This window comes from Aeromonas sp. s5 (assembly GCF_040907865.1).
Classification (GTDB): domain Bacteria; phylum Pseudomonadota; class Gammaproteobacteria; order Enterobacterales; family Aeromonadaceae; genus Aeromonas; species Aeromonas dhakensis.
The window spans coordinates 188,214-211,306 of the sequence record NZ_JBFOCO010000033.1 but is presented as its reverse complement, the minus strand read 5'-3'; the positions used below and the strand labels follow the sequence as shown (position 1 = coordinate 211,306).

Annotated in this window: 20 protein-coding genes and 1 riboswitch; of the genes, 11 read left to right on the top strand and 9 right to left on the bottom strand. The window is 63.1% G+C overall.

The genetic code is table 11. The annotated features are described in order from the left end of the window. The first annotated feature begins 34 nt into the window (after positions 1–34). Entirely contained in the window at positions 35–1,012 is a 978-nt protein-coding gene (locus AB5Y94_RS20310; RefSeq protein ID WP_080689290.1) for a LysR family transcriptional regulator, read from the top strand. A gap of 133 nt (positions 1,013–1,145) precedes the next feature. On the opposite strand, the gene AB5Y94_RS20305 is transcribed toward AB5Y94_RS20310, so the two are convergent. Further along, a complete protein-coding gene (locus AB5Y94_RS20305; protein WP_065018009.1) occupies positions 1,146–1,928 on the bottom strand; it encodes an alpha/beta fold hydrolase in 783 nt (260 codons plus the stop codon). Between the two features lie 106 nt (positions 1,929–2,034). Between AB5Y94_RS20305 and AB5Y94_RS20300 the strand changes: the two genes are divergently transcribed. From AB5Y94_RS20300 to AB5Y94_RS20290, 3 genes are read left to right on the top strand one after another with little or no spacing between them, the layout of a single operon-like run. After that, entirely contained in the window at positions 2,035–2,391 is a 357-nt protein-coding gene (locus AB5Y94_RS20300) for an MmcQ/YjbR family DNA-binding protein (RefSeq protein ID WP_016351046.1), read from the top strand. Next, the gene (locus AB5Y94_RS20295) at positions 2,388–2,876 is read left to right on the top strand and encodes a GNAT family N-acetyltransferase (protein ID WP_368206427.1); all 489 of its coding nucleotides are present in this window, start codon (positions 2,388–2,390) and stop codon (positions 2,874–2,876) included. Before AB5Y94_RS20300 ends, AB5Y94_RS20295 begins: the two co-directional genes overlap by 4 nt. 55 nt (positions 2,877–2,931) lie before the next feature. Continuing rightward, a complete protein-coding gene (locus tag AB5Y94_RS20290; RefSeq protein ID WP_005302076.1) occupies positions 2,932–3,267 on the top strand; it encodes a DUF3802 family protein in 336 nt (111 codons plus the stop codon). Between the two features lie 337 nt (positions 3,268–3,604). On the opposite strand, the gene msrA is transcribed toward AB5Y94_RS20290, so the two are convergent. After that, positions 3,605–4,237, bottom strand: a complete 633-nt coding sequence (msrA, locus tag AB5Y94_RS20285; protein WP_368206426.1) for a peptide-methionine (S)-S-oxide reductase MsrA — start codon at positions 4,235–4,237, stop codon at positions 3,605–3,607. 259 nt (positions 4,238–4,496) lie between these two features. On the opposite strand from msrA, the gene argA reads away from it, so the two are divergent. After that, positions 4,497–5,825 (top strand): amino-acid N-acetyltransferase, encoded by a 1,329-nt coding sequence (gene argA, locus AB5Y94_RS20280; RefSeq protein WP_010633683.1) that lies wholly within the window; start codon positions 4,497–4,499, stop codon positions 5,823–5,825. 107 nt (positions 5,826–5,932) lie between these two features. Next, positions 5,933–6,157: riboswitch (Lysine riboswitch) on the top strand. 89 nt (positions 6,158–6,246) lie between these two features. Next, the gene (lysC, locus tag AB5Y94_RS20275) at positions 6,247–7,599 is read left to right on the top strand and encodes a lysine-sensitive aspartokinase 3 (RefSeq protein ID WP_005302086.1); all 1,353 of its coding nucleotides are present in this window, start codon (positions 6,247–6,249) and stop codon (positions 7,597–7,599) included. An 89-nt stretch (positions 7,600–7,688) separates the two neighbouring features. Here the strand turns inward: lysC and AB5Y94_RS20270 are convergent, their stop codons facing one another. After that, positions 7,689–8,777 carry a hypothetical protein gene (locus AB5Y94_RS20270; RefSeq protein WP_368206425.1) on the bottom strand — a complete coding sequence of 363 codons (1,089 nt, stop codon included), beginning with the start codon at positions 8,775–8,777 and terminating at the stop codon, positions 7,689–7,691. Between the two features lie 254 nt (positions 8,778–9,031). Between AB5Y94_RS20270 and AB5Y94_RS20265 the strand changes: the two genes are divergently transcribed. After that, positions 9,032–11,293: a sulfatase-like hydrolase/transferase gene (locus AB5Y94_RS20265; protein ID WP_368206424.1), complete on the top strand. Its 2,262-nt coding sequence runs from the start codon at positions 9,032–9,034 to the stop codon at positions 11,291–11,293. 88 nt (positions 11,294–11,381) lie between these two features. On the opposite strand, the gene AB5Y94_RS20260 is transcribed toward AB5Y94_RS20265, so the two are convergent. From AB5Y94_RS20260 to AB5Y94_RS20250, 3 genes are all read right to left on the bottom strand, one after another. After that, positions 11,382–12,395, bottom strand: a complete 1,014-nt coding sequence (locus AB5Y94_RS20260; protein ID WP_368206423.1) for a S66 peptidase family protein — start codon at positions 12,393–12,395, stop codon at positions 11,382–11,384. A 175-nt stretch (positions 12,396–12,570) separates the two neighbouring features. Next, the gene (locus tag AB5Y94_RS20255) at positions 12,571–13,332 is read right to left on the bottom strand and encodes an ABC transporter substrate-binding protein (RefSeq protein ID WP_258117151.1); all 762 of its coding nucleotides are present in this window, start codon (positions 13,330–13,332) and stop codon (positions 12,571–12,573) included. Between the two features lie 167 nt (positions 13,333–13,499). Beyond that, positions 13,500–13,817 (bottom strand): heavy metal-binding domain-containing protein, encoded by a 318-nt coding sequence (locus AB5Y94_RS20250; protein WP_005302101.1) that lies wholly within the window; start codon positions 13,815–13,817, stop codon positions 13,500–13,502. Between the two features lie 435 nt (positions 13,818–14,252). On the opposite strand from AB5Y94_RS20250, the gene AB5Y94_RS20245 reads away from it, so the two are divergent. Genes AB5Y94_RS20245 through AB5Y94_RS20235 form a run of 3 tightly spaced genes read left to right on the top strand, consistent with a single transcriptional unit; the run spans position 14,253 to position 17,321 of the window. Then, complete coding sequence (locus AB5Y94_RS20245) at positions 14,253–15,371, top strand: hypothetical protein (RefSeq protein WP_368206422.1); 1,119 nt, start codon at positions 14,253–14,255, stop codon at positions 15,369–15,371. A gap of 24 nt (positions 15,372–15,395) precedes the next feature. After that, a complete protein-coding gene (locus AB5Y94_RS20240; protein WP_005302109.1) occupies positions 15,396–16,475 on the top strand; it encodes an HBL/NHE enterotoxin family protein in 1,080 nt (359 codons plus the stop codon). A gap of 45 nt (positions 16,476–16,520) precedes the next feature. After that, on the top strand, positions 16,521–17,321 hold the full coding sequence (locus AB5Y94_RS20235; protein ID WP_017764244.1) for a hypothetical protein: 801 nt from the start codon (positions 16,521–16,523) through the stop codon (positions 17,319–17,321). A 91-nt stretch (positions 17,322–17,412) separates the two neighbouring features. On the opposite strand, the gene AB5Y94_RS20230 is transcribed toward AB5Y94_RS20235, so the two are convergent. After that, positions 17,413–18,705 (bottom strand): NAD(P)/FAD-dependent oxidoreductase, encoded by a 1,293-nt coding sequence (locus AB5Y94_RS20230; protein ID WP_010633673.1) that lies wholly within the window; start codon positions 18,703–18,705, stop codon positions 17,413–17,415. 78 nt (positions 18,706–18,783) lie between these two features. Next, the gene (gene ycfP / locus AB5Y94_RS20225) at positions 18,784–19,323 is read right to left on the bottom strand and encodes an alpha/beta hydrolase YcfP (RefSeq protein ID WP_005302119.1); all 540 of its coding nucleotides are present in this window, start codon (positions 19,321–19,323) and stop codon (positions 18,784–18,786) included. Between the two features lie 469 nt (positions 19,324–19,792). Here ycfP and AB5Y94_RS20220 point away from each other — a divergent pair, with 469 nt between their 5' ends. Next, positions 19,793–21,208, top strand: coding sequence for a nucleobase:cation symporter-2 family protein (locus AB5Y94_RS20220; protein WP_368206421.1), 1,416 nt, complete (start codon positions 19,793–19,795; stop codon positions 21,206–21,208). A gap of 52 nt (positions 21,209–21,260) precedes the next feature. Here AB5Y94_RS20220 and AB5Y94_RS20215 read toward each other — a convergent pair whose 3' ends face one another. Beyond that, entirely contained in the window at positions 21,261–23,069 is a 1,809-nt protein-coding gene (locus AB5Y94_RS20215) for a M3 family oligoendopeptidase (RefSeq protein WP_368206420.1), read from the bottom strand. Positions 23,070–23,093 lie beyond the last annotated feature (24 nt).

Below are 23,093 nucleotides of genomic sequence, written 5' to 3'. Positions count from 1 at the left end.
GAGGCGCACCTTGTTGTTGTTTTGTTAAGCGGACGTGACCTTACCCTGTTCTTTTTTCGCGATATATGGAAATAATGAACAACATTCGTTCCAAAAATCGATAAATATGGCCAGTACCGACGACCTCATTCTCTTCGCCCAGGTGGTGGAAGCAGGCTCCTTCAGCAAGGTGGCCGAGCAAAATTCCCTGACAAATTCAGTGGTTAGCAAACGGATCGGGCGCCTGGAGGAAGAGCTTGGGGTGCAGCTGCTCTATCGCACCACCCGCCGGCTCACCCTGAGCGAGGCGGGCAAGGAGCTCTATCAGGGTGCCAAAAATGTGAAGGCCGCCGCACTGGACGCCTTCGATGCGGTGGCGGGATTTGGTGAAAAGGTGAGCGGTCATGTGCGGATGTCGGTGCCCACCATCTCCGGCGAGCTGCTGCTGGCCGACGCCGTGGCCGATTTTTGCCAGCAACACCCGGGGCTCACGGTGGAGATGTCGCTGGACAACCGCTTCGTCAACCTGGTGGAAGAGGGGTTCGACTTGGTCATTCGCACCGGCTATCTGGATGATTCGAGCCTGATTGCCCGCCACATCCTCGACTCCCAGTGGGTGATCTGCGCCGCCCCCGCCTACGTGCGCCGCTTCGGGGCGCCGCGCGAGCCGTCGGATTTGCTCACCCACAACTGCCTGCGCTACGCCTATCAGAGCACGGGGGCCTCGGAGTGGGCCTTCAAGGGGGAAGAGGGCAACTATCTGCTGTCGGTGTCGGGCAGTTTTTGCACCGACAACGCGGGGGCCCTGCGCAAGGCGGCGCTGGGGGGGCGCGGCATCGTCTATGTGCCGCGCTGCCTGGTCTATCACGATCTGATGAATGGCGAGCTGGTGGATCTCTTCCCCGATCAGGTAGGCAAGAAGCTCGGCATCTACGCGGTCTACCCCTTTACCCGCCAGCCGCCACGCAAGATCCGGCTGCTCATCGAGCACATCCGCCAGCGCTACCTCGATATCGCCCACTACTTCGGCTAGCGGGGATGGCGGTCATCCTAGGTCCAAACGGGGGGCTTTTGTACCCGAGCGGCCGCGTTACCTAACATGGCCTCCCCTTCAGCGCGCTGGCTCAAGCCAACAAGACCGCCTCAAGCAGGCGGTTGGCGCCGGCTCAGCCGGGTTGGGCAGTGAGGAAGGCCAGCGACTGGCGGTTGAAGTGCTCGGGCCGCTCCACGTTGCAGACATGGCCGCAGCCGTCGATGATCTCGAGCCGGCTGTAAGGGTCGCGCGCCACCTGCTCGCGCACCGGCGCCAGGAACATGTGATCCTCCTCCCCCATCACATAGAGGGTGGGAATGGGCAGGGCCCGCTCACGGAAGTAGCGCATCAGGGGGTTCACCTCGGTGGCGAGGCGAAACCAGCGCTTGAACTCTTGTTGGCACAATTTGCGCGCCTCGCGCACGAACAGGTTGCGTGACTCCTGATGGTGCTGGCGCGGCATGATGATGAAGGCAAACAGCCGGTAGAGCCACATGTAGGGCAGGATGTGCTGGCCGAGGCGACCGAGCTGCACCAGCACCCGCGAGCGGATGTCGAGGCGCAGGATGGCGCCGCCCAGCACCATGCTCTTGACCCGCTCGGGGCAGAGCTCCGCCAGATGGCGAATGAGGATGGTGCCAAGGGAGATGCCGACAAAGTGGGCGCGGCGAATGTTGAGGTGATCGAGCAGTTGCAAGATATCCTCGGTCACCGCCCGAAAGCTGTAGTGGCCCTTGATCACCTGCTGCAGCTTGTGGGACTGGCCATGACCGCGCAAGTCCAGCAGCAGCACGTTGAAGTGCTCGCGATAGGCGCGCAGCTGCTTGAACCAGATCGAGGAGCTGCCGCCCGCCCCGTGCACGAAGACTACCCAATCCCGCTCGGGACCCAGCTCGAAGGTCTTGTGATACAGCATCTTGCGACTCCCTCATCGACGGCATTGGGGTATAGTAGGCGCGCATCTTAGCAGATTTTTTCACCCGACTAATACGTTTGCACCGCAAGCAGCCAGGAGCATGACCATGGAGTTGACCCGTTTGAGATCCTTTCTGCTGACCCTGCCGGGCGCTCAGGAGGATACCCCCTTCGGCCCTGAGATCCTGGTCTATCGCATCGCCGGCAAGATGTTTGCCCTGCTGGACTGGCAGGCCGAGCCGCTGCGGCTGAACCTCAAGTGCGAACCCGAGCTGGCCCTGCTGCTGCGCGAACTGCACCCCGAGGTCAAACCGGGCTGGCACATGAACAAGCAGCACTGGAACACGGTCACCTTCAGCGACGGCCTGGCCGACGATCTCTGGCAGGGCTGGGTGCATCACTCCTACGAGCGGGTGGTGGCCGGTCTGCCCAAGGCCAAGCGCCCGCAGGCACCCCAGCGATGAGCCCCGCCATGGCGGCAGCGCCCAGGCTCGTCCGGCTGAACGAGCAGCACATCCCCGCCCTTTGCACTCTGTTCGAGCAGTCGGTGCGAAGGATAGGCCCGCAGCACTACAGCCCGGAGCAGGTGGAGCAGTGGGCCCTCGGCGCCCGTCATCCCGGCTTTGTCGGCCAGCTGCGCGAGCACCACGGCTGGGTGCTGGAGCAAAACGGTGAGCCGCTCGGTTTCGTCACCCTGAGCCAGGATGGTCACCTCAGCCTGCTCTATGTGAGCGCCGATCACCCGCGCCTTGGCTATGGCGGCCTGCTGCTGGCCGCGGCCCTCGCCGAGGCGCAACGACTCGGACTCAAACAGCTGACGACGGAGGCCAGCGCCTTCAGCTATGGGCTATTTTTACGGTATGGCTTTAAGCTGACCGGATTGGAGAGCGTGGAGCGCGGCGGCGTCGGTTTTATCCGTTATCGCCTGCACTGTCGCTTGCCAAGCTAGGTCCAGCCACTAAAATACGCACAGTTTTTCCGTATTGTTGAGGATTGAGGCCGCCATGGTTGTAGAAAGCGAAGGCTATATCGCCCTGATTGAGTATCTGGTGGAGAGTCTGGGACTGTTTGAAACCCAGCAACAGAGCAGTGGTGAACAGACCATCGAAGATCTGGTGAGCAGCCGGGTGGCCGGCAACCTGATGGCCATCTGCGAGCAGAATCCGCAGCTCGATCCCAAGTTGCGCTTCGTGATCATGCAGGAAGCCGATGCGGTGGTGGCCGATCTGGAAGAGGTGCTCTCCGCCGTCTGGCTGCGCGCCCCGACCCCGGAGCAGAAAGCCTTCCTCGAAGAGTTCATCGATCTCATCAAGAACCTGTTTGACGGCGCCATCAGCTGAGCGCCGTGGCGAACGCCGGCGTCGTCACTCCCCCACCATTTTTCGCACCGCAGAAATGAAAAGGGCCGCCTTCATTGGCAGCCCTGCTTGCTAGCATTTCAACTCATCAAGTTTTTCAATGACTTTTATGAATTTCGAGGCAAGAAATGTGTCTGGTCTTGGCCGCCGTCCATGGTGGCTACCAAGTTGGGCAAGCCTGGTTCGAATAAGTTCCTCTCCATGACACATTTTTTTATGATTTTTTTCACTCTCCTGACAAAGCCCGATAAAAAGGCCGCAAAAGCGGCCTTTTTCTTTTCACCATCAATGACGAGTCACAGATACCCGTCATCTTGCCCTAACGGTTGAGGCTCGGCGGCAGGCAGACGCCGATGCCACCCAGGCCGCAATACCCGTCCGGATTCTTCTCCAGATATTGCTGATGGTAATCCTCGGCGTAATAGAAGGGGGCCAGCGGCAGAATGCGGGTGGTGATGGCGCGGCCGTCGCCGCTGGCCAGCATCGCCTGCTGATAGGCGGCCAGACTCTGCTGGGCAATCGCCTCCTGGGTGTCGTCCCCGAAGAAGATGACGGAGCGGTACTGGGTGCCAATGTCGCCACCCTGGCGCATGCCTTGGGCCGGATCGTGCTGCTCCCAGAACAGCTTGAGCAGATCGCCATAGCTGATCACCTTGGGATCAAACACCACCTGCACCGTCTCGGCATGGCCGGTCAATCCGCTGCACACCTCCTTGTAGGTGGGATTCTGGGTCACCCCGCCCTGATAGCCGGCGGCGGTGGAGTAGACCCCTAGCTGCTGCCAGAACAGGCGCTCCACACCCCAGAAGCAGCCCATGCCAAACCAGGCCACCGCCATCCCTTCAGGCCAGGGGCCCTGAGTCGGGTGACCATTGACCGCATGCTGCTGGCCAATCACCATCGCCTCGCGGCGTCCCGGCAGCGCGTCTGCCGGCGAAATAATCTGTTCCATGCACCCTGTCCTTGTATAAAAACCTGTGCAACCGCACAGCTGACGAAAAGGAATATCGAAGATAACAGTTTATGGGCCGGGATCAACCTGAGGCGCACCGCCACACCGCTGGCGCCCCTGCCCCGCCTGGCATCGCCACCGTTCGTCCTGCCTGACCACCGCGATGACAAAATCACGCCAAATCAATATTTAGTCTTGATTTGTGAATTTATTTTCATATATTGAGCCCATTGCTGTTTTTTTATGGAAGATGCCTCAAGTGCGTGAACGCGAACCCAGCTTGGTCTATGCCTTTCGGCAGTCAACCCCCTACGTCAATGTGCACAGAGGTGCCACCTTCGTGCTGATGATGGGGGGTGAAGCCCTCTGCCACCCCAATTTTGCCAACATCGTCAGCGACATCGCCCTGCTGCAGACCTTGGGCATTCGCCTGGTACTGGTTTTCGGCTCCCGCCCGCAAAACGACGAGGCGCTGGCCCGCGCCGGCATCGAGGCCCAGTACCACAAGCGGATCCGGGTCACCGATGACGCGAGCTTCGCCATCATCAAGCAGGTGTGTGGTGGCTTGCAGTACGACATCACGGCCCAGCTCTCCATGGGGCTCGCCAACACACCGATGCAGGGTGCCCGCATCAGCGTGGTGAGCGGCAACTTCGTCACCGCCCAGCCGCTCGGGGTGGATGACGGCATCGATTTTTGCCACAGCGGCCGGGTGCGCCGCATCGACGTGGAGGGGATCACCCGCCAGCTGGATCAGAAGAGCCTGGTGCTCATCTCCCCCATCGGCTGCTCGGTCACCGGCGAGAGCTTCAACCTGAGCTCGGAAGAGGTGGCCCGCCGGGTGGCGGTGGATTTGAAAGCGGACAAACTTATCTGTTTCAGCAGCACCCAGGGGGTGATGGACCGCCACGGCGAAGCCATCTCCGAGCTCTTCCCCGAACAGGCCGAAGAGTTGCTGGTGGAGCTGGAGCAGGCGGGGGAAGAGATGTCCGGCACCGCCCGCTACCTGCGCGCGGCCATCGCCTCCTGCCGCGGCGGCGTGCCCCGCTCCCACCTGGTGAGCTATCAGGATGACGGCGCCATGCTGCAGGAGCTGTTCAGCCGTGACGGCCTCGGCACCCAGATCGTACGGGAAAGCGCCGAGCAGGCGCGCGCCGCCACCATCGAGGACATCGGCGGCATCCTGGATCTCATCCGCCCGCTGGAGGAGGAAGGGATCCTGGTGCGCCGCTCCCGCGAGCAGCTGGAGATGGAAATAGACAAGTTCACCATCATAGAGCGCGACGGCCTCATCATCGGCTGCGCGGCGCTCTACTGCTTCATGGAAGAGGCGATGGCGGAGATGGCCTGCGTCGCCATCCACCCCGACTACCGCAACTCCAACCGGGGGGATCAGCTGGTGGCCAAGGTGGCCGAGCGGGCCAGGCGGCTCGGCATCCGTCGCCTGTTCGTGCTCACCACCCGCTCCATCCACTGGTTCCGGGAGCGGGGCTTCGATCCGCTGGAGGTGGAAGATCTGCCGGTTGAACGCCAGCGCCTCTACAACTGGCAGCGTCGCTCCAAGGTTTTGTCAAAGACCATTGTGTAACTCATTGATTCTGTGTTGAGTTGGCTGACTTTTTGAACTTTTTCACAAACTCGATTGACAGTGCAATCCAACGCAAGGTATTTCTAAATGCACTCCACCGCCCTGGTGGAGCCAGAAGAGGAGCGCTGCCCAGGCAGCCCGAGGGAGGACACCAGTGTCCGGTGAACTTGGGTCAGGGGGAGCAGCGCCGAGACATCTGAGGCAACTGGATACCTCAGTGTCGGCTGCGGGGGCTGAATCCCCCGGGTTGTCATCGGTAGTGGTCATCCCCCACCGCGCCCCGTCAGGGGCGGGTACGGGATGGGCTCTGCGGGTGGAGTGCTTCTGGCCGGGATAGTTTCGATCATTCCTGCCATTTTCAGCCTCCTCCTCTCTTTTTGCCCGATGGAACCGGATTTTCATATTAAGACAGGAGTAAGCAATGAGCCCGATCAATGTCGCCAAGTTTGGCGGAACCAGCGTCGCCAACGCGGCAGCCATGAACAACTGTGCCGACGTAGTGCTGGCCAACCCGGCCACCCGGGTGGTGGTGCTGAGCGCCAGCGCCGGCGTCACCAACCTGCTGGTGGCACTGGCCCAAGGCGATCTGGACGAGGCGGGCCAGGAGGCGCAGCTGACCAGACTGGCCGAGATCCAGCAGGCCATTCTGGCCGACCTTGGCCACCCGGGCGACGTGAGTGCCCAGATCCACGACCAGCTCGACGAGATCCGTACCATGGCGCGCCAGGCCCATCTGCGTACCGATGCCGAGCTGGCTGACAGGCTCATCGCCTGCGGCGAGCTGATGTCTACCCGCCTCTTTACCGAGCTGCTGCGCCAGCGCGGCGTCAAGGCCCGCTGGCAGGATGTGCGCCAGCTGCTGCGCACCGACAGCCGTTTTGGCAAGGCCAGCGTGGATCTGGCCGCCACCCGTGACCTCTGCCAGCAGACGCTGGGCCCCCAGCTTGGCGACAGCCTCATCATCACCCAGGGCTTCATCGGTGCCGACGGCGATGGCCGCACCACCACCCTGGGCCGCGGCGGCTCCGACTACAGCGCGGCCCTCCTGGCCGAAGCGCTCGATGCCGGCTCCATCGAGATCTGGACCGACGTGCCCGGCATCTACACCACGGATCCGCGCCTGGTTACCCGCGCCCGCCCCATCCCCGAAATCAGCTTCGTGGAGGCGGCCGAGATGGCCACCTTCGGCGCCAAGGTGCTGCACCCGGCCACCTTGCAGCCGGCGGTACGCCGCGACATCCCGGTGTTTGTCGGCTCTGCCAAGGATCCGGCCGCCGGCGGCACCTGGATCCGCGCCAGCACCCGCACCAATCCGCTGTTTCGCGCCGTGGCCCTGCGCCGCAACCAGGTGCTGGTGACCCTGCACAGCCTCAACATGTTCCACGCCTACGGTTTCCTGGCCGAGGTGTTTGGCATCCTGGCCCGCCATCGCATCTCGGTGGATCTCATCACCACCTCCGAGGTGAGCGTGTCGCTGACCCTGGATCACACCGGCAGCCAGAGCAACGGCGAACCCATCCTCAATGACAAGGTGCTGGCGGAGCTCGGCCAGCTGTGCAAGGTGCAGGTGGAGACAGGGCTGGCGCTGGTGGCGCTCATCGGCAACCGGATGAGCGAGGCGGTCGGGGTGGGCAGTCAGGTCTTTGACGCCATTCGCGAACACAACATTCGCATGATCTGTTACGGCGCCAGCGCCCACAACCTCTGCTTTTTGGTCAAGGAGGACGAGGCGGGCCACATCGTCAACCGCCTCCATCAGGAGCTGCTCGACTAAGGGGCAGACAGCTAGCCAGGATCAACAGAGGGGCCGCCGGGCCCCTCTTTCTATATAGGGTGATTTTGGGATAAAAGAGTTGAGCGCCCCTAACCCGCCGTAGTCAGCGCCGGCAGCAGGTTGGCCCGGATCTCCTCGCGCAGCCCTTCCAGCCGGCGCAGCAGCGCCCCCTGATCCAGCCCCGCTTCATCGGGGCCCAGGTTGTCCGCCAGTTCGGCGTAATGTTCGGTCACCGCCAGCTCCAGCCAGTCGAGCCGGCGCAGGGTGAGCGGGCCACAGCTCTTGCCGCTGAGATCGTCGGCAATGTCGAGCCGGTGGCTGCGATACATGTCGCGCCACCAGTTGGCGGCGAGCGCCTCTTCGCTGGCGAGCGCCGAGCGCCACTCCCCCAGCAGGCTCTGCAAACGGGCCAGCACCGGCGCACTCGCCCCCTCCCGAGTCAGGTGCTGCAGCTCCCGCTGCGCCCAATTGACGCACAGGCCGCGCCAGTAGCGAAACTGCGGCAGCGGATCCGGCTCGTCTAGCCACAGACCCGAGAGGGTGCGGGTCTCCAACCGTTCCGGTACGTGAAAACCGGGATCGGTGAGGCCGTTGGAGTTGAATTCATGGCGAGGATCGAAGGGCCACATGTAGCCAAAGTCGAACACGCTGATCTGCTGACCGTCGTCCAGCAGGTTGCCGGGGCTCGGATCCCAGTCAAACCAGCCCCAGTGGGCCAGCTCCGCCTGCACCGCCAGCATCTGCGCCAGGATGCGCTCGTTGAGATCATGCACCGGCACGCCTCGCAGCCAGGGGGAGACCAGCACCCCGGCCCGGGCCGAGCCAAAGCTGGTGCAGACCACATTGGCCAGGATGGTGGGGTGCAACTCCCGCAGGGCCTCTATCTCCCGGCGGCGCTCCAGCTCGGTCAGGAAGGCGGTTCTGCCGTCCACGTTGGCCACCAGAGAGTCGTGCCGGCGCCGCTTCAGGCACCAGTGATGTCCCTCCACCTTGAGGTGGAACACCTCGGCGGTGAGGCCGTGACGATAGACCTTGAGCACGGCCGGATGATCCTCCTTGAGACGCACCAGCTGGGCCACCGAGAGGGGACAGTCCTGCTCGCGCCCGATCCGGATCTCCTCCTTGCTCTCCAGCATGCGGAGCAACCTTGCCTGACGTGCCGCTACTTTGGGATTCATACATGTACCTCCATCCATATTGAGAGACTAAGCAGCAAGGCTGGAGCAGACCAGCGGCAAAGCGTCATGATGACGCTTTCATCACAGAATGAGTGTGCCCCCCGGATCGGGATCACAGTTTGCATGGATCCACTGTCACGCAACCTTCATTATTTGGTCATTAAATTGACAACAAGGAACAAGCCCATCACCATCTGGTCAAATTAAATGCAGCAGCCATGCATCACCGTCACTCGCTCAAAGGATGAGCCCATATGAAAGCCCCCACTTCAGCGCGCTTGCCAGCCAGGGTCTCCGGTCTCCCCGCCCTGCTGCTGGGCATGCTAGCCGCGCTGCTGTTGCTGACCCTGTTGCTGCCGCAGATCAATCCCGCCAGCTGGCTCGGCCGGGCCCAGCCGCTGGTGCTGGGGCCAGCGGACAACCCCATCGCCACCCTCACCCGCCATGCCCTGCTCTACAAGAGCGACAGCCGCGGTCTCTATCTGGTGGTTCGCAGCCAGTGGCAGCTGCGGGGGCCGCTGCAGGAGGGTGACAAGGTCAGGGTGGAGCTGCTCAACGACAGGGGTGAGCGCATCGATCAGCTGAGCCAGCCGGTGGACAAGCGCCAACAGTGCCGCAAGGGGCGCTGCACCCTGGATCTCAACAGCACCCTGCGCGCCCCCGACGACGCCCTGGCCAGCCGCTATCAGCTGCGGATCGGCCTGCTGCTCAAGGAGAGGCCCGAGAGCGGCGAGTTCAGCCAGATCTTGCAGACCCTGCCGGAGCGGGGTTTCAACCTCACCTATCTCTGTACCAGTCTGCTGCTGGTGCTGGCCCTGAGTGCCGCCGTGCTGAAGGTGGTGCTGCCCACCCTCAGGCGCAATCTGCGCTGGCGCATCGCCGGCAGTCTGCTGCTCGGCAACCTCACCTTCGTGCTGCTGCATGGCTTCGTGGTGTTCAAGCTGGGGGAGTTTCTGCTCTGGTCAGGCTTTCGTCCCGAGCACTACTACCTCGCCTGGGGCAGCATGGTGCTGGGCTGGAGCCTCTGCGCGCTGGCGGGGTTCAACCTCTATATGGGGCTGGTGTTTACCGCCCTCTCCGGCATCGGCCTCTTGGCGAATTTCATGAAGATCGCCATCTACGGGGTACCGCTCGGGGGGGACGATCTCGGCAACCTGATGGCGCTGCTGCGCATCCTGCTGGAGCAGCACCCTGTGCTGCCGCTGCTGGGCGGTGCGATCGCCCTCTTTCTCTGCTGGCGCTTCGCCCTGTCGCGCTGGGTGCTGCGTACCGCCGCCGCCACCGCCGCCTTCTTTGCGCTGTGCGTGTTTGCCACCCAGACCGGCAACAAGCTGCTGGGGCCCAACATTCGCTACGTGGACAGGGCGGTCAACTACCACAGGGACATCATCCGCTCGGGGCCCGGCCTCTATCTGTTCAACCTGGTGGACGAGATGCTGCAAAGCGGCAGCGTGTTTCGTTATCCCTTGCAGATCAACGAGTTCACCCCCCAGCTCAGCCATGTCAGCCTGAACCAGACGCCCCGCTTCGATCTGGTGATCGTGCTGCAATATGAATCCCTCTGGCTCGGCTGGCAGGGCAAGATCTGCGCGCCCCCGCCCACCCTGAGCCTGCCGGCCAGCGTGCAGCAGTGGCACAAGACCATCCACTCCCCCACCACCGGCGGCATGACGGTGCTGGCGGAGTTCGAGATGAACACCGGCCTGCCAGTGGGGCTGCTCAAGCAGGGGGTGGTGCCCTACTACTACCTCTCGGAGCAGGTGCCGGGTCTGGCGCAGAGTGCCAAACAAAGTGGCTACCGGACCCTGTTTGCCCACCCCTATGTGGAAAAGTTCTGGGGCCGCGCCAAGGCGATCCCGGCCCTTGGCTATGAGGAGCGCTGGTTCGACAACCGTTTCACCACGCTCGAACATAAGGGGCTCTATATCTCGGATGATGCCCTCATCGACCACCTGCTCAAGCGCAGCGAGCAGGATGAGCAGCCGCTGTTCGCCTACGCGGTCACCATGCAGGGGCACGGCCCCTTCGACGGGGATCGCTACCAGGCCCAGCAGCTCGACAAGGCCTGCCCGGATCAGAGCGACGCCGACCGCCAGCTGCTCAACACCTACTACACCGGCGTGGTGGATGCCATGGCATCGCTTGAGCACCTGCTGACCAGCCTGGATCGCTCAGGCAAACGCTACCTGGTGGTGGCTTTTGGCGATCACCAACCGTTCCTGATGTCGGCCGGCAAGGGCATCCACGGTGACAAGCCGCCCCGCGATGCCAGCTACCAAATCCCCATGATGGCCTTTGCCCGCGCCGATGACGCCCTCAATCTGGCAACCCAGTTCGACCCGGTGCGCCAGCTCTATCAGATGGGCCAGGCCACTCGTCAGCTGCTGGCGGGTGACATGACCCCTCTCCCGGATCAGGCCCTGCTTCATCCGGTGCTGGGAGAGGAGAAGGGATTCGACGTCTCACCCCTGGTGCCGCAGATCCGCGCCAGCTTCCGGCCCGATGCCCTGCCCTGATATCCGCAGCATGGGATGGATGACAAAGAGGTCGCCCGGGCGACCTCTTTGTCTATGTGCCGATGCGACTATGGCAGCCGGAGAGGGCTCACTCGCCGAGCCAGGACTGGCACAGGGTGAGACGCTGGGCATCGAGATCCAGTTCGGCCTCGATGCCAAGGGGCAGGGTCAGCATGGGGTGGGTGTGGGCGCAGTCATACTCCGCCAGAATGGGGAAGGTCGGCTCCCCCACCACCTCCAGCAGGATGTCGAGCGGCCGCCGGCCGCTGCCCTGACTGTCGAACAGCTCGTGTTTGCCGAGCACCAGGGCACCGATGCGATCAAACACCCCGCACAGCTTGAGGTGGGCAAACGAGCGCTCCACCGTCTCTGCCAGATGAAGGCTGTCTTCCAGCAGCAGAATGTCACCTCGCTCGATGGCCGGCATATAGGGGGAGCCCCAGATCCCCGCCAGGGTGTTGAGGTTGCCGCCGATAAGCCGGCCCCGCACCCGACCTGTGCCCACCGAGATCAGCCGGTTTGGCCGGCACTGCTTGGCCCGACTCTGCTGCTCCCAGTCAAGCCGCTCCTCGGTCCATTGCGCCGGGGTCGGCACTGTGTGAGGCACGGCGGCGCCACCGGCCTGGCAGATCTGGCGAAAACCCGCCAGGGTCTCGTCCACCAGCGGCGAGAGCTCGCCAAAAGAGGCCACCAGCGCCGGTCCGTAGAAGGTGACCAGGCCGGTGCGGGCATGAATGCCGAGCAGCAGGGCCGTCACGTCGGAGTAGCCAATGATGATTTTGGGGTCGCGCATGAGCGCATCAAAATCGAGATAGGGCAGCAGGGAGTTGGAGTTGCTGCCGCCAATCACCGACATGATGCAGCGCACCTCTGGATCGCGAATGAGGGCATTGAGCTCGGCAGCCCGGGCGGCGATGGAGCCGGAGCGCCAGTGATCGCGCTGGCCGGTGAGGCTGCCCGCCTTGAGTCTGAAGCCCTGCCCTTCCAGAAACGCCCCGGCACGGGCAAAGCGGTTTGGCGCCCAGGCGGTGGCCGCACTGGAGGGGGAGAAAAAGCCGATGGTATCGCCGGGCTTGAGCCCCGGCGGCTTGAGTATTGTCATCGCAAACGGTCCTGTTCCAGATTTGGCCATCCAGGGCATGGCAGCCACAAGAAAGGACTCATAATAGCCATGACATGGCCATCAAGGCACCAAGAAAAGATGGCTGATCAGGTAATAACCGACGCCACCCGGCTGGTGATCACGAAGTCGAGACCCGCATGGGAGATAGCGCGGCTCACTTGCCTGCCGGCTGAACCCAGAAGCGACGCCCCCATGCCTGGCTTATCTCGTCAAAGGAGCCATCGCGGTGCATCTGCTCCAGCGCCGCCTGCAGGCCTTCGATAATGACGGCATCCGTGTTGCGGCTGAAGGCAAAATAGAACGACTTGGTCTCCTGAAACTCAAACATGGGGACAAACTCCGAGTAGTGATGGCCCAAGGTCTCTATGTGGTAGGCGGCCCCCATCTGCATGGCTGGCGCGACGTCGGCCCTGCCATGCAGCAGCATGCGAAACTTGTCGTCCTCGTCGTGCACCAGCACCAGATTGAGCCCTTTCTCCGCCAGTTCGATGGCCAGCGCCGAGTCGCGTACCACCGCGATCCGCCAGGGGGCCAGGTCAGCCAGCTGATGGCCCACCACATCGTCGCGTTTTGCCAGGCGATACACCCAGGTGACGCGAGGCCCGATAGGGCCGACCCAATGAAAGAGCGCCTCGCGCTCGGGCAGCCTTATCATGCTGAAGATGACGGTATTGGGGTCATATTGCGCCATCTGATAGGCCCGCGCCCAGGGCAGGAGCTGGATGCCCTTGCGGTCGAGCCCGATGCCGCTGACCTCCAGCATTCGCTTGAGCAGATCCACCGACAGCCCCGTCACCTGGCCGTCCTTGTCCCGATAGTTGTATGGGGGGAGCTCCTCCGTCACCGCCTGAATGGTGGCCCCCATGGCGCTCCCCAGCCAGCACCACAGCAATACCCAGCGCAGAATATGGAGCATGATTGCACCCTCGAGCTGACTCTCTTGCCATGAGTATGATGGACGCGAACAACACAATACAGGCAGGCGGACAGGTGCATGTCAGGGCGCTGGCATCCCCCATCCGCTGGGAAGAGCGCAATAAAAAACCGGCAGCAGGTTGCCGGTTTTTTCATGGCATCAAGGCGTCAGACCAACACGGCGGTCCCGCTGATGCTGACCATCAGCATGCTGCCGCTTTGCCCCACCACCTCGTAGTCGATGTCGATGCCGACCACCGCATTGGCACCCAGCGCCGCGGCGCGCTCCCTGAGCTCGTCGAAGGCGATTTCCCGGGCCCGGGCCAGCTCTTTCTCATAGGCGCCGGCGCGGCCACCGATGATGTCGCGGATCCCGGCAAACAGATCCTTGAACACGTTGGCGCCGAGAATGGCTTCGCCCACCACGATGCCGCGGTACTCGCGAATGGTTTTGCCTTCCAGGGTGGGGGTAGTTGAGAGGATCATCTGGGTTTCCTTGTGGATTGAACTGGGGGACAGCCTAAAGCAGCGAAGGGGGCGCAGGCAAGCAGGGAGACCCGGTTCGCCCCTGGCGGAGCATGGCGGCGCGGGCCTGCCAGCACGGATCCCGTGCGCGTCGACGGCGTGGCACCTGTCCATATTCAACGACGAAAGGCGACATCGAGCAGTCGCATGGCCTGCTCCGACAGCCCCTTTCATTAGCCGATCCGGCTCAAACATCAAGTGATAAAAGTGTCAGTTGTGGCCCATTTTGCCTTTCCCTAGGGTGAGTCTGTCCCGGCCATGGACCGGAGACAGACCCACTTCTCACGAGGAGAGCAGCATGATGCAGCAGGATACCCGACTACCTCACCCCACCCTCGCACCGGGGGTATGTTCCCCCGCCAGCCAGCTCGCCGACACCGCTATGGAGACCAAGTCATGACCACGATCGCCACCCTGGATCTGGGGGATCAGGGTCTGCTGGCAGCCTACCTGTCGGCGACCTCGCCCGCCCTGCTCAACCAGACCTATGCGAACTTGTTGTTGATGCAGCAGTCATTGGCCAACAGCGAGATCGACTCCACCCTCGCGGTCAAAATCGAGGCCTACCAGGCCCAGATGATGAGTCAGGCACGCTACTACCAGCAGACCAACCTGTCCGGCCTTATCCACCTGCTGAGCAACGGCTCCAACTTCTACGCCCTGGTCGCCGCGTTCAATCGCCTGCTTGGCCAGGAAGAAGACGCCGCCGTGCTCGCGGGGCGCGCCCGGCTGGCCGAGCAGCTGACGTCCCTCGCCGATCAGGCCCTGAGCTATCGGCTCAATGCCCAGGCACTCAATACCCGCGTGCAGGTGGCCTGGGGATCCCTGCGCCCCCTGATGGAGCAGTTCAATGGCGTCATCACCCAGCTCGAGCAGGATCTGATGGCCGACGCCAAGCGCCAGACCGAGATCATTGATGCCCTCAACCAGGCGATTGCCGCCAATATCCAGGCCATCGTCGATGAGGGTGGCAAGGCCGGTGAAGGGGTCAACCAGCTGGGGCGGGCCATCGTCACCTCGCTGACGCTGGAACAGAAACCGGCCGACAAGGAGGCCAAACCCGCCACGTCGCAGGAGATAGCCAAACAGACAGACCAGCAGACCCAGTACATGGTCTCCGGTCTCAAGGCGATCTCATCGGGCATTGCCGGCTCCAGCCTGGCGGCCCGCGAGCTCAAGACCAACACCGACAAACTGGCCGAGGCCTACCAGGCGCTGGCCGCCACCAACACCCTGCTGACCGTAGCCAAGTCGGTGCAGGCGCAAAACCAGCTGTTTGTCGACACCTACAGCCGGGTTGCCGATGCCGTCACCCAGCTGCCTGCTGGCTGGCAGAAGGTGGCCGATGCCTACCAAGGGGCTGTGTCCGTGGTAGCCGACCTCAACAGCCCCGACGATGTGCGTCAGCTGCGACGCACCGTGGCGCTCAACACCCAGTCCTGGCTGCTGCTCGCGGGCCAGGTTGACGACATCAAGGCAGCCTACGCCGGCAACGGCATCCTGCCCGACGCTTAATCCCACCACGCAAGGACAAGCAAAATGACCAACGCAACAACCATCACCATGGACCAGGGTATGGCCAACCAGGCTTCCCAGGCCCTGCAGATCCAGACCTACTGCAACAGCGTCAAGCAGCAGGTGCCGGTGGACTTCAGCCAGTTCCCGAACCTCAAGGACAACCAGACCCAGATCAACCAGGGGCTCGATCTGGCGAAGGGGCACGCCGACCTCTATCTCAATACCGTCCAGCCGCAGATCATCACCAACATCAGCAACATCTCCAACTACTTTGCCCTGCAAAACGCCATTCCGGCCGTGCTGCCGCCCGGCTCCACCAAGGCGCAATGGCTCAGGCAGCTGAGCGTCATCAAGGAGCAGGCCACCGAGTATCAACGGCTCTCCGCCGACACCCGGCTGGTGATCGTCAATCTCAACAACAACCTCATCACCGACTCCAGCAACTTCCAGGGCATAGTGGTGAACCTCAACAGCAAGGTGCAGGGGGACAACGGGGTGCTCGCCCAGCTCAACGGTGACATCGACAAGGTGAACGCAGCCATCGACGGCGCCATCGCCGGCATCGTCGCCGGGGGGCTGCTGGTGATTGGCGGCGCCTTCGTCACCGCCATCGGCGCCGTGGCGGACTTTGTCACCGCCGGCACCTCGACCCCGGTGGTCATCGGCGGGGTCGCCATGATGGTGGCCGGGGCTGGCGGCATCACGGCTGGCGCCATCGTGCTGCACAACTCACTCGGCACCCGCCAGGATCTGTACCAGAAACGCAGCAACCTCAACAGCGAGGTACTGATCGCCACCCAGATCGGCAACGGCTACAAGGGGCTGCAGGTGCAGGCGCAAAACGCCGTCACCGCGGCCACCCAGATGAGCAACGCCTGGGACGCCCTCACCTCCGATCTGGGCAGCCTGATCACCGATCTGGACAAGGGGATCACCAGCGGCGACGACATCCGCCAGCTCTGGCTGACCGCCGCCGACACCACGGTCAAGACGGTGCTCACCGACGTGACCACCATCAAGGCCCAGATGGCCGGCGTGAGCCCGCTGCAAGTGCCGCAGACCGACACCATCGCCAACTTCGTGGCGCGCCTGGCCGCCTAACCCCCGGGAGGGCGGCCTGGCCGCCCTCTTTCACAAGGAGACCCCATGAGCAACGGCATTCTTTCCCAATCCATTGCCAACATGCAGCAGGCCGAAGCGACCATTCAGTCCTTCAGCGGGCTGCCGCAAAACGCCGTCAACATCCAGCAGAACGTCGGTGAGGTGGTCGCGGCCCTGCTGCCCCAGGTGCAAACCATGCAGCAGCAGGTGCTGGCGTTTGCTGGCCGCCTGGAGACGCAACTGACCCAGCAGCTGGCCAATAGCGGCCCCTTCAACCCCGACGCCCTCAAGGCGTTTGTCGATCAGGTCCAGCAGGAGATCGCCCCCATCCAGACCCTGACCGCCCAGACCCTGACTGCCAGCCAAGCGGCCAACGATCGCATCACGCAGGACAACATAGCGTTGCAGCGGATCGGCGTGGAGCTGCAAGCCACCATCGCCGGGCTGCAGTCCAACCTGGCCGGCGCCCGGCAGGAGCTGGACTCCCTCAACAAGAAGAAGCTCTACCTGCTGGGGCTGGGACTGCTGGGGCTGCCTGGCCTCATCGCCCTGGCCGTCACCCTGACGCAGACCCAGAACAAGGTGAGCAGTCTGGAGGGACAGGTGAACCAGATTGAGGGGCAGATCCAGCGCCAGCAGGGCTTCCTCGGCCAGACGACGGCCTTCTCCCAGCAGTTCGGCTCCCTCATCGATCGAGTAAGCAAGGTGGGCAACACCATCACCCTGCTCGGCGGCGACATTGCCAACGTCGCCCGCGATGCCGGGCAAGGGGATCCGGAGCTGGCGCGGCTCTTCTTCACCGCCGCCCTCACCGAGGTGCGCACCCTGCAGGTGGACGCCTCTTGATACGACCGCAATAAAAAAGGAGAGGCCAAGGCCTCTCCTTTTTCATGGTGCGCGGGACCATTGTCGCCCCGCCACATTTGCCCCAGGCGGCTTAGTGCAGCTTCAGGGTCGGGCGCAGCACCCGGTTGATGCGGCCCACCAGCATGATGAGGCCGGTCTTGATGTAGCCGTGCAGGGCGATCTGGTGCATCCGGTAGAGCGAGATGTAGACCAGACGGGCGATGTAGCCCTCTACCATCATGGAACCGCGCATCAGGTTCCCCATCAGGCTGCCCACGGTAGAGAAGCGGCTCAGGGACACCAGCGAACCGTGGTCGTGGTAGAGGTAGGGCTTGAGCTCGCCGCCGTTCATCTTGGCCAGGATGTTCTTGAACGCCTGGGTCGCCATCTGGTGGGCGGACTGGGCGCGCGGCGGCACGAACTTGCCGTCCGGCTGCGGGCAGGCGGCGCAGTCACCGATGACGAAGATGTTCTCGTCGCGGGTGGTCTGCAGGGTCTCTTTCACCACCAGCTGGTTGATGCGGTTGGTCTCAAGACCGGCGATATCCTTCATGAAGTCCGGCGCCTTGATACCAGCCGCCCACACCATCAGGTCCGCTTCAATCAGCTCGCCATCCTTGGTGTGCAGACCATCGGCGGTCGCTTCGGTGATCATGGTGGCGGTACGCACGTCCACGCCGAGCTTGACCAGCTCCTGATGGGCGGCGCCACTGATGCGCTCCGGCAGCGCCGGCAGGATGCGGGGGCCCGCTTCCACCAGGGTCACCTTGAGGCTGTCGGTGGTCAGGTTCTTGAAGCCGTAGGCGTAGAGCTGCTCCACCGCATTGTAGAGCTCGGCAGAGAGCTCGACGCCGGTGGCGCCGCCGCCGACGATGGCAATCTTCACCTTGTCGCCCGGCTGGTATTCGGTGGCGAACTGCAGGAAGCGGTTCATCATGCTGTTGTGGAAGCGGTGCGCCTGGGAAGGGCTGTCCAGGAAGATGCAGTGATCCTTGATGCCCTTGGTGTTGAAGTCGTTGGAGACGGAACCGATGGCCATCACCAGGTAGTCGTAGGGCAGCTCGCGCTCGTTGACCACGATGTCGCCGTTCTCGTCGACGATCTTCGCCAGCACGATGCGTTTCTCGTCGCGCTTGATGTCGGTGAGGGTACCCAGCTGGAAGTCGAAACCGTGGTTCTTGGCGTGGGACTGGTAGCTCAGGGCGTCGATGCCCGCGTCCATGGAGCCGGTGGCCACTTCGTGCAACAGGGGTTTCCACAGGTGGGTGCGGTTGCGATCAACCAGGGTGATCTTGGCCTTGTTCTTCTTGCCCAGCTTGCGGCCCAGGCTGGTAGCCAGCTCCAGACCGCCGGCACCGCCGCCGACGACAACAATATTGGTCATGGTTAATTACCTCGGTTCCATTAAAGCGAAGGGAGCCATCGGCTCCCTTGATAGTTGAATCCATGACGTGACGATCAATCAGGCTTCTTTGAAAGCCTTCATCTGCTGCAGGTGATGAGAGATGTTCTTGAACTTGTGCGTCTCTCGTTCATCCCACACGATGTTGTAATAATTCTTCAATTCACGCTCAGTTTCGCCATTATCGCGCACTTCATCCTGAACGGAAAGGATGCAGAGGCAATTTCCTGAATTTTTACTACGAAACTCAGACACACATTTGGTACCGATATCTTCGTACTCTTCCGGCCGGTCGATCTTGCCCTGCATGTTGATCTCGGGGTGCAGGTTGGGGTTGAAGATCACCTGCTTGATGCCGCACAGAAAGCCGATGCGCTCGCTCCAGTAGCCACCCAGTCCCACCCCGCAGATGAGGGGCTTGGGATCGGTACTCATGTCGAGCTGCTTCTTCACTTCCTTGAGCAGGTGGCTCATGTCATGACGGGGGTGAACCGTGCTGTAGTGCACGAAACGTACATCATCATCGATAAACTGCAACTGCAGCACTTTCTCGTGATTGCCGGGGCTGGTGGCATCGAAGCCATGCAGATAGATGATCATGGATAAGACCTCAGGATCTGTGTCGGTTTTATCGAAACTACCCCAGCGGCAGGGCCCTGCGCCACCAAAACATCCAACTTTCTTGCTTTGGATCACGCCCTCTGTTGCTGATGAAACCAGAGCGGCTGGGCCGGCACAGCGCCGGCTATCAATCTGAGAGCCAGACCGACCGAAATGATAACCGGGCTACCAATCTGACAGCCCTCCCCTGCCGGTAGGAAAACGATTGGCAGCCATCGATGCTGTCAAGCGTGATCCCGCCTGCAAAAATGCGCATGAACAGGGCCAACAGGCCCCCATTCATGCCGACCGAGCACGGTTCCTGCACTCCCCCAGTGATGCAGCGCGAAGGCGACCTTCGTCTGCGTGGCCGGATCCTGGGCGACCCGGCCCCTATCCATGAACGGGACAGCCAGCCTGCCCCATCTTGCCCGGCCCTTGCCGCCGGGTCGCAAGGAGTGATCTGTTCATGCACCAGACCCAGCCCCCCGGGGCGGCCAAGGGCCGCGCCATCGACGAAGTGGAGCGCCTGCTCCCCCCCGGCCAGCTCTTTACCCTCGGCCTGCAGCATGTGCTGGTGATGTATGCTGGCGCCGTGGCGGTGCCGCTGGTCATCGGCGGCAGCCTGGAACTGCCCAAGGATCAAATCTCGTATCTCATCAGTTCGGATCTCTTCTGCTGCGGTATCGTCACCCTGCTGCAGTGCCTTGGCATCGGCCGTTTTGCCGGGATCCGCCTGCCGGTCATCATGTCGGTCACCTTCGCCGCCGTCATGCCGATGCTGGCCATCGGCGCCAACCCGGCGCTGGGGCTGACCGGCATCTTTGGCGCCACCATCGCCGCCGGCATCCTCTCCACCCTGCTGGTGCCGCTCATCGGCCGCTTGATGCCACTCTTCCCCACCGTGGTGACCGGGGTGGTGATCACCTCCATCGGCATCAGCATCATGCAGGTGGGCATCGACTGGATGGCGGGGGGCAAGGGCAACCCCGAGTACGGCAGCCTGCGCTACATCGGCACCAGCTTTCTGGTGCTGGCCTTCATCCTGCTGGTGACCCGCTTCACCAAGGGCTTTTTCAGCAACATCTCGGTACTGCTCGGCATCCTGTTCGGCTTCGGGGTGGCCATCGCCATGGGGGAAGTGAGCCTGGACGGGCTTGGCGAGGCGGCCTGGTTCGCTCCCATAGTGCCGTTCGCCTTCGGCTGGCCCACCTTCGATCCCATCTCCATCGCCACCCTCACCGTCATCATGCTGATCACCTTCATCGAGTCGATGGGGATGTTTCTGGCGCTCGGCGACATCGTCGGCCACCCGGCCAGCCGGGGCGACATAGTGCGTGGCCTGCGGGTGGACGGCATCGGCACCATCATAGGCGGCATCTTCAACAGCTTCCCTCACACCTCCTTCTCCCAGAACATCGGGCTGGTGAGCGTGACCGGGGTGTCGAGCCGCTGGGTCTGCGTCATGTCGGGGGGGATCCTGCTCGCCTTCGGCCTGGTGCCCAAGATGTCGGTGCTGGTCGCCTCCATTCCCCCCTTCGTGCTCGGCGGCGCCGGCATAGTCATGTTCGGCATGGTGCTGGCCACCGGCATCCGCATCCTGGCCAGGGCCGACTACAACAGCAATCGCCACAACCTCTACATCGTCGCCATCAGCTTAGGGATAGGCATGATCCCCACCGTCTCCGGCGCCTTCTTCCAACACTTCCCCGCTGCCCTGCAGCCGTTGTTTCATAGCGGCATCCTCTTGGCCACCCTCAGCTCGGTGCTGCTCAACCTCTTTTTCAACGGCTACCAGCCGGACCTGCGCCACCAGCCGAGGCCCCTGCTGGTAGGGCCGGTGCGCCCGCCCGCTCAGCCGCAACCAGGCAAACCCGCCCCATAAAAAAACCGCCGGACAGCATGGCTGCCCGGCGGTTCCATTCAGCAAGCCAGTGTTAACCGCGGGTCTGGGCGAAGCGCTCCACCGCCGCTTCCACCAGCGCCAGGCTCCCCTGCCAGAAGGCGGGCTCGCGAATGTCCTCCCCCAGGTGCTTGGCCACCAGCTCTTCTGCGCTCATGCGGCCGGTATCGCGCAGCAGGTCGCGGTAGGCCTGGGCCACATTCTGTTCTCCCGCCTTCTGGCGATACATCAGCTGCTGATAGACGCCGAGGCTGAACAGATAGCCGAACAGGTAGGGGTAGTTGTAAAAGCCAAACCCGGCGATGGAGAAGTGCGCCTTGGCCGCCCAGAACAGGGGGTGATAGCGGCACAGACTCTGCTCGTACCAGCGGCCCCAGGCCTCGTCGGTCAGCGCCTTGAGCCGGGCCGGCGAGACATAGCCAGACGCCCGTTCCGCCACCAGGGCGCGCTCGAAATCGAAGCGGGCCGGGATGTTGACCAGGAAGGTGGCGGCGCCATCGGCTTCCGCCCAGGCGATGGCCTGCTGCTCTTCCGAGCTTTGCGCCTGCTCGAACAGGGCGCTGCGCACCAAGGTTTCGGCGAAGATGGAGGCGGTCTCCGCCAGCGTCATGGGGTAACGACGCTGGCTCATGGGCAGATCGCGAATGAGCCAGTTGTGCCAGGCGTGGCCCAGCTCGTGGGCGAGCGTGATGACGTTGTCCATGGTGCCGGCATAGGTGATGAAGACCCGCGGCTCCACCGGCTCGGCAAACTTGGTGCAGTAGGCACCGGTGCGCCGGTTGGGGGTGGGCGCAGCATCGATCCACCCCTTTTCGGCCATCATTCGGGCAAATTCCCCCATCTCGGGATCAAAACAAGAGAACGCATCGGCGATGATCTCGATCGCCTCCTCGAACGGGATCTCGCGGCTCACCGCGGCCGGCGGCGGGGCAAACAAATCCTCCGGCCCCAGCTCCTCGATGCCGAGGCGCTCGGCCATCAGCCCCAGCGCCCGCTGACCCAGCCCGCGTGCGCGCCAGGTCTCCTGCATCAGGGTATCCAGGGTCGCCCGCTCGATGTGGCTCTGGTGACAGGAGAGGTCGAGCGCATCGAGCTGGCGGCTGCGGCCGCGCTGGCGCGAAAGCTCAAGCCGCCAGCCATTGAGGGCGTTCAAGATGGCGGCCACCGTCTCCTGCTCCCCCTCCCAGCCGGCACTGATGGCATCGAACGCTTCCCGGCGCAGGGCCCGCAGCGGGCTGGAGAGCAGATTGCTCGCCTCGGCCAGTCCCATCTCGCGGCCATCGATCAGCAGCCGGATCTTGCCCACCAGATCGTTGTAGAGATTGCCCCAGGCGTGCAAGCCGTCGGTGCCAAGGCCGATCACCAGCTGCTCCGCCTCCACCGGCAGGCGCTGATCCTGCAAGAGGCGCTCGTGGCGCAGCCGGTACGCCTCCTCCCCCAGCAGGGAGTCAGCCATCAGCTGTTCAAATTCGGGTTCCGGCAGGGCCAGCATCAGATCCTCGACCGGCGCCAGGGTCTTGAACAGATCGGCATTGAGGGCGCGGGCACGGGAGGCCAGCTGCTTGGCCAGCTCGTCGCGGGCATCCTGACTGCCACGGCAGGCCGCCAGCACGGCCAGGTTCCAGCCAATGTTGTGAATGTCCCGAGTCCGCAGCCGCACCTCGCGCAGGAAATCCTGCAGCGCCTGCGCATTGGCCCGGGCGGCGCCAAGCCCCTCGATAAACTGGCCGAGCTCGTCCAGACTGGCGCGCGCCAGGGCGAGATCCGCGCTCACCTGCGGGCAGTCGAGGGCGGGATAGATATGCTGGTTTTGCCACTGTTGTGGGTAGATTCGTTGCTGCATCAAACGCTCGTCATCAGGTTGCGG

What these genes read in the sequence shown, in the direction of transcription:
- AB5Y94_RS20305 (WP_065018009.1), bottom strand. Translation starts at nt 1,928, where the DNA reads ATGCTGTATCACAAGACCTTCGAGCTGGGTCCCGAGCGGGATTGGGTA.
- AB5Y94_RS20300 (WP_016351046.1), top strand. Translation starts at nt 2,035, where the DNA reads ATGGAGTTGACCCGTTTGAGATCCTTTCTGCTGACCCTGCCGGGCGCT.
- AB5Y94_RS20295 (WP_368206427.1), top strand. Translation starts at nt 2,388, where the DNA reads ATGAGCCCCGCCATGGCGGCAGCGCCCAGGCTCGTCCGGCTGAACGAG.
- AB5Y94_RS20290 (WP_005302076.1), top strand. Translation starts at nt 2,932, where the DNA reads ATGGTTGTAGAAAGCGAAGGCTATATCGCCCTGATTGAGTATCTGGTG.
- msrA (WP_368206426.1), bottom strand. Translation starts at nt 4,237, where the DNA reads ATGGAACAGATTATTTCGCCGGCAGACGCGCTGCCGGGACGCCGCGAG.
- lysC (WP_005302086.1), top strand. Translation starts at nt 6,247, where the DNA reads ATGAGCCCGATCAATGTCGCCAAGTTTGGCGGAACCAGCGTCGCCAAC.
- AB5Y94_RS20270 (WP_368206425.1), bottom strand. Translation starts at nt 8,777, where the DNA reads ATGAATCCCAAAGTAGCGGCACGTCAGGCAAGGTTGCTCCGCATGCTG.
- AB5Y94_RS20265 (WP_368206424.1), top strand. Translation starts at nt 9,032, where the DNA reads ATGAAAGCCCCCACTTCAGCGCGCTTGCCAGCCAGGGTCTCCGGTCTC.
- AB5Y94_RS20260 (WP_368206423.1), bottom strand. Translation starts at nt 12,395, where the DNA reads ATGACAATACTCAAGCCGCCGGGGCTCAAGCCCGGCGATACCATCGGC.
- AB5Y94_RS20255 (WP_258117151.1), bottom strand. Translation starts at nt 13,332, where the DNA reads ATGCTCCATATTCTGCGCTGGGTATTGCTGTGGTGCTGGCTGGGGAGC.
- AB5Y94_RS20250 (WP_005302101.1), bottom strand. Translation starts at nt 13,817, where the DNA reads ATGATCCTCTCAACTACCCCCACCCTGGAAGGCAAAACCATTCGCGAG.
- AB5Y94_RS20245 (WP_368206422.1), top strand. Translation starts at nt 14,253, where the DNA reads ATGACCACGATCGCCACCCTGGATCTGGGGGATCAGGGTCTGCTGGCA.
- AB5Y94_RS20240 (WP_005302109.1), top strand. Translation starts at nt 15,396, where the DNA reads ATGACCAACGCAACAACCATCACCATGGACCAGGGTATGGCCAACCAG.
- AB5Y94_RS20235 (WP_017764244.1), top strand. Translation starts at nt 16,521, where the DNA reads ATGAGCAACGGCATTCTTTCCCAATCCATTGCCAACATGCAGCAGGCC.
- AB5Y94_RS20230 (WP_010633673.1), bottom strand. Translation starts at nt 18,705, where the DNA reads ATGACCAATATTGTTGTCGTCGGCGGCGGTGCCGGCGGTCTGGAGCTG.
- ycfP (WP_005302119.1), bottom strand. Translation starts at nt 19,323, where the DNA reads ATGATCATCTATCTGCATGGCTTCGATGCCACCAGCCCCGGCAATCAC.
- AB5Y94_RS20220 (WP_368206421.1), top strand. Translation starts at nt 19,793, where the DNA reads ATGCACCAGACCCAGCCCCCCGGGGCGGCCAAGGGCCGCGCCATCGAC.
- AB5Y94_RS20215 (WP_368206420.1), bottom strand. Translation starts at nt 23,069, where the DNA reads ATGCAGCAACGAATCTACCCACAACAGTGGCAAAACCAGCATATCTAT.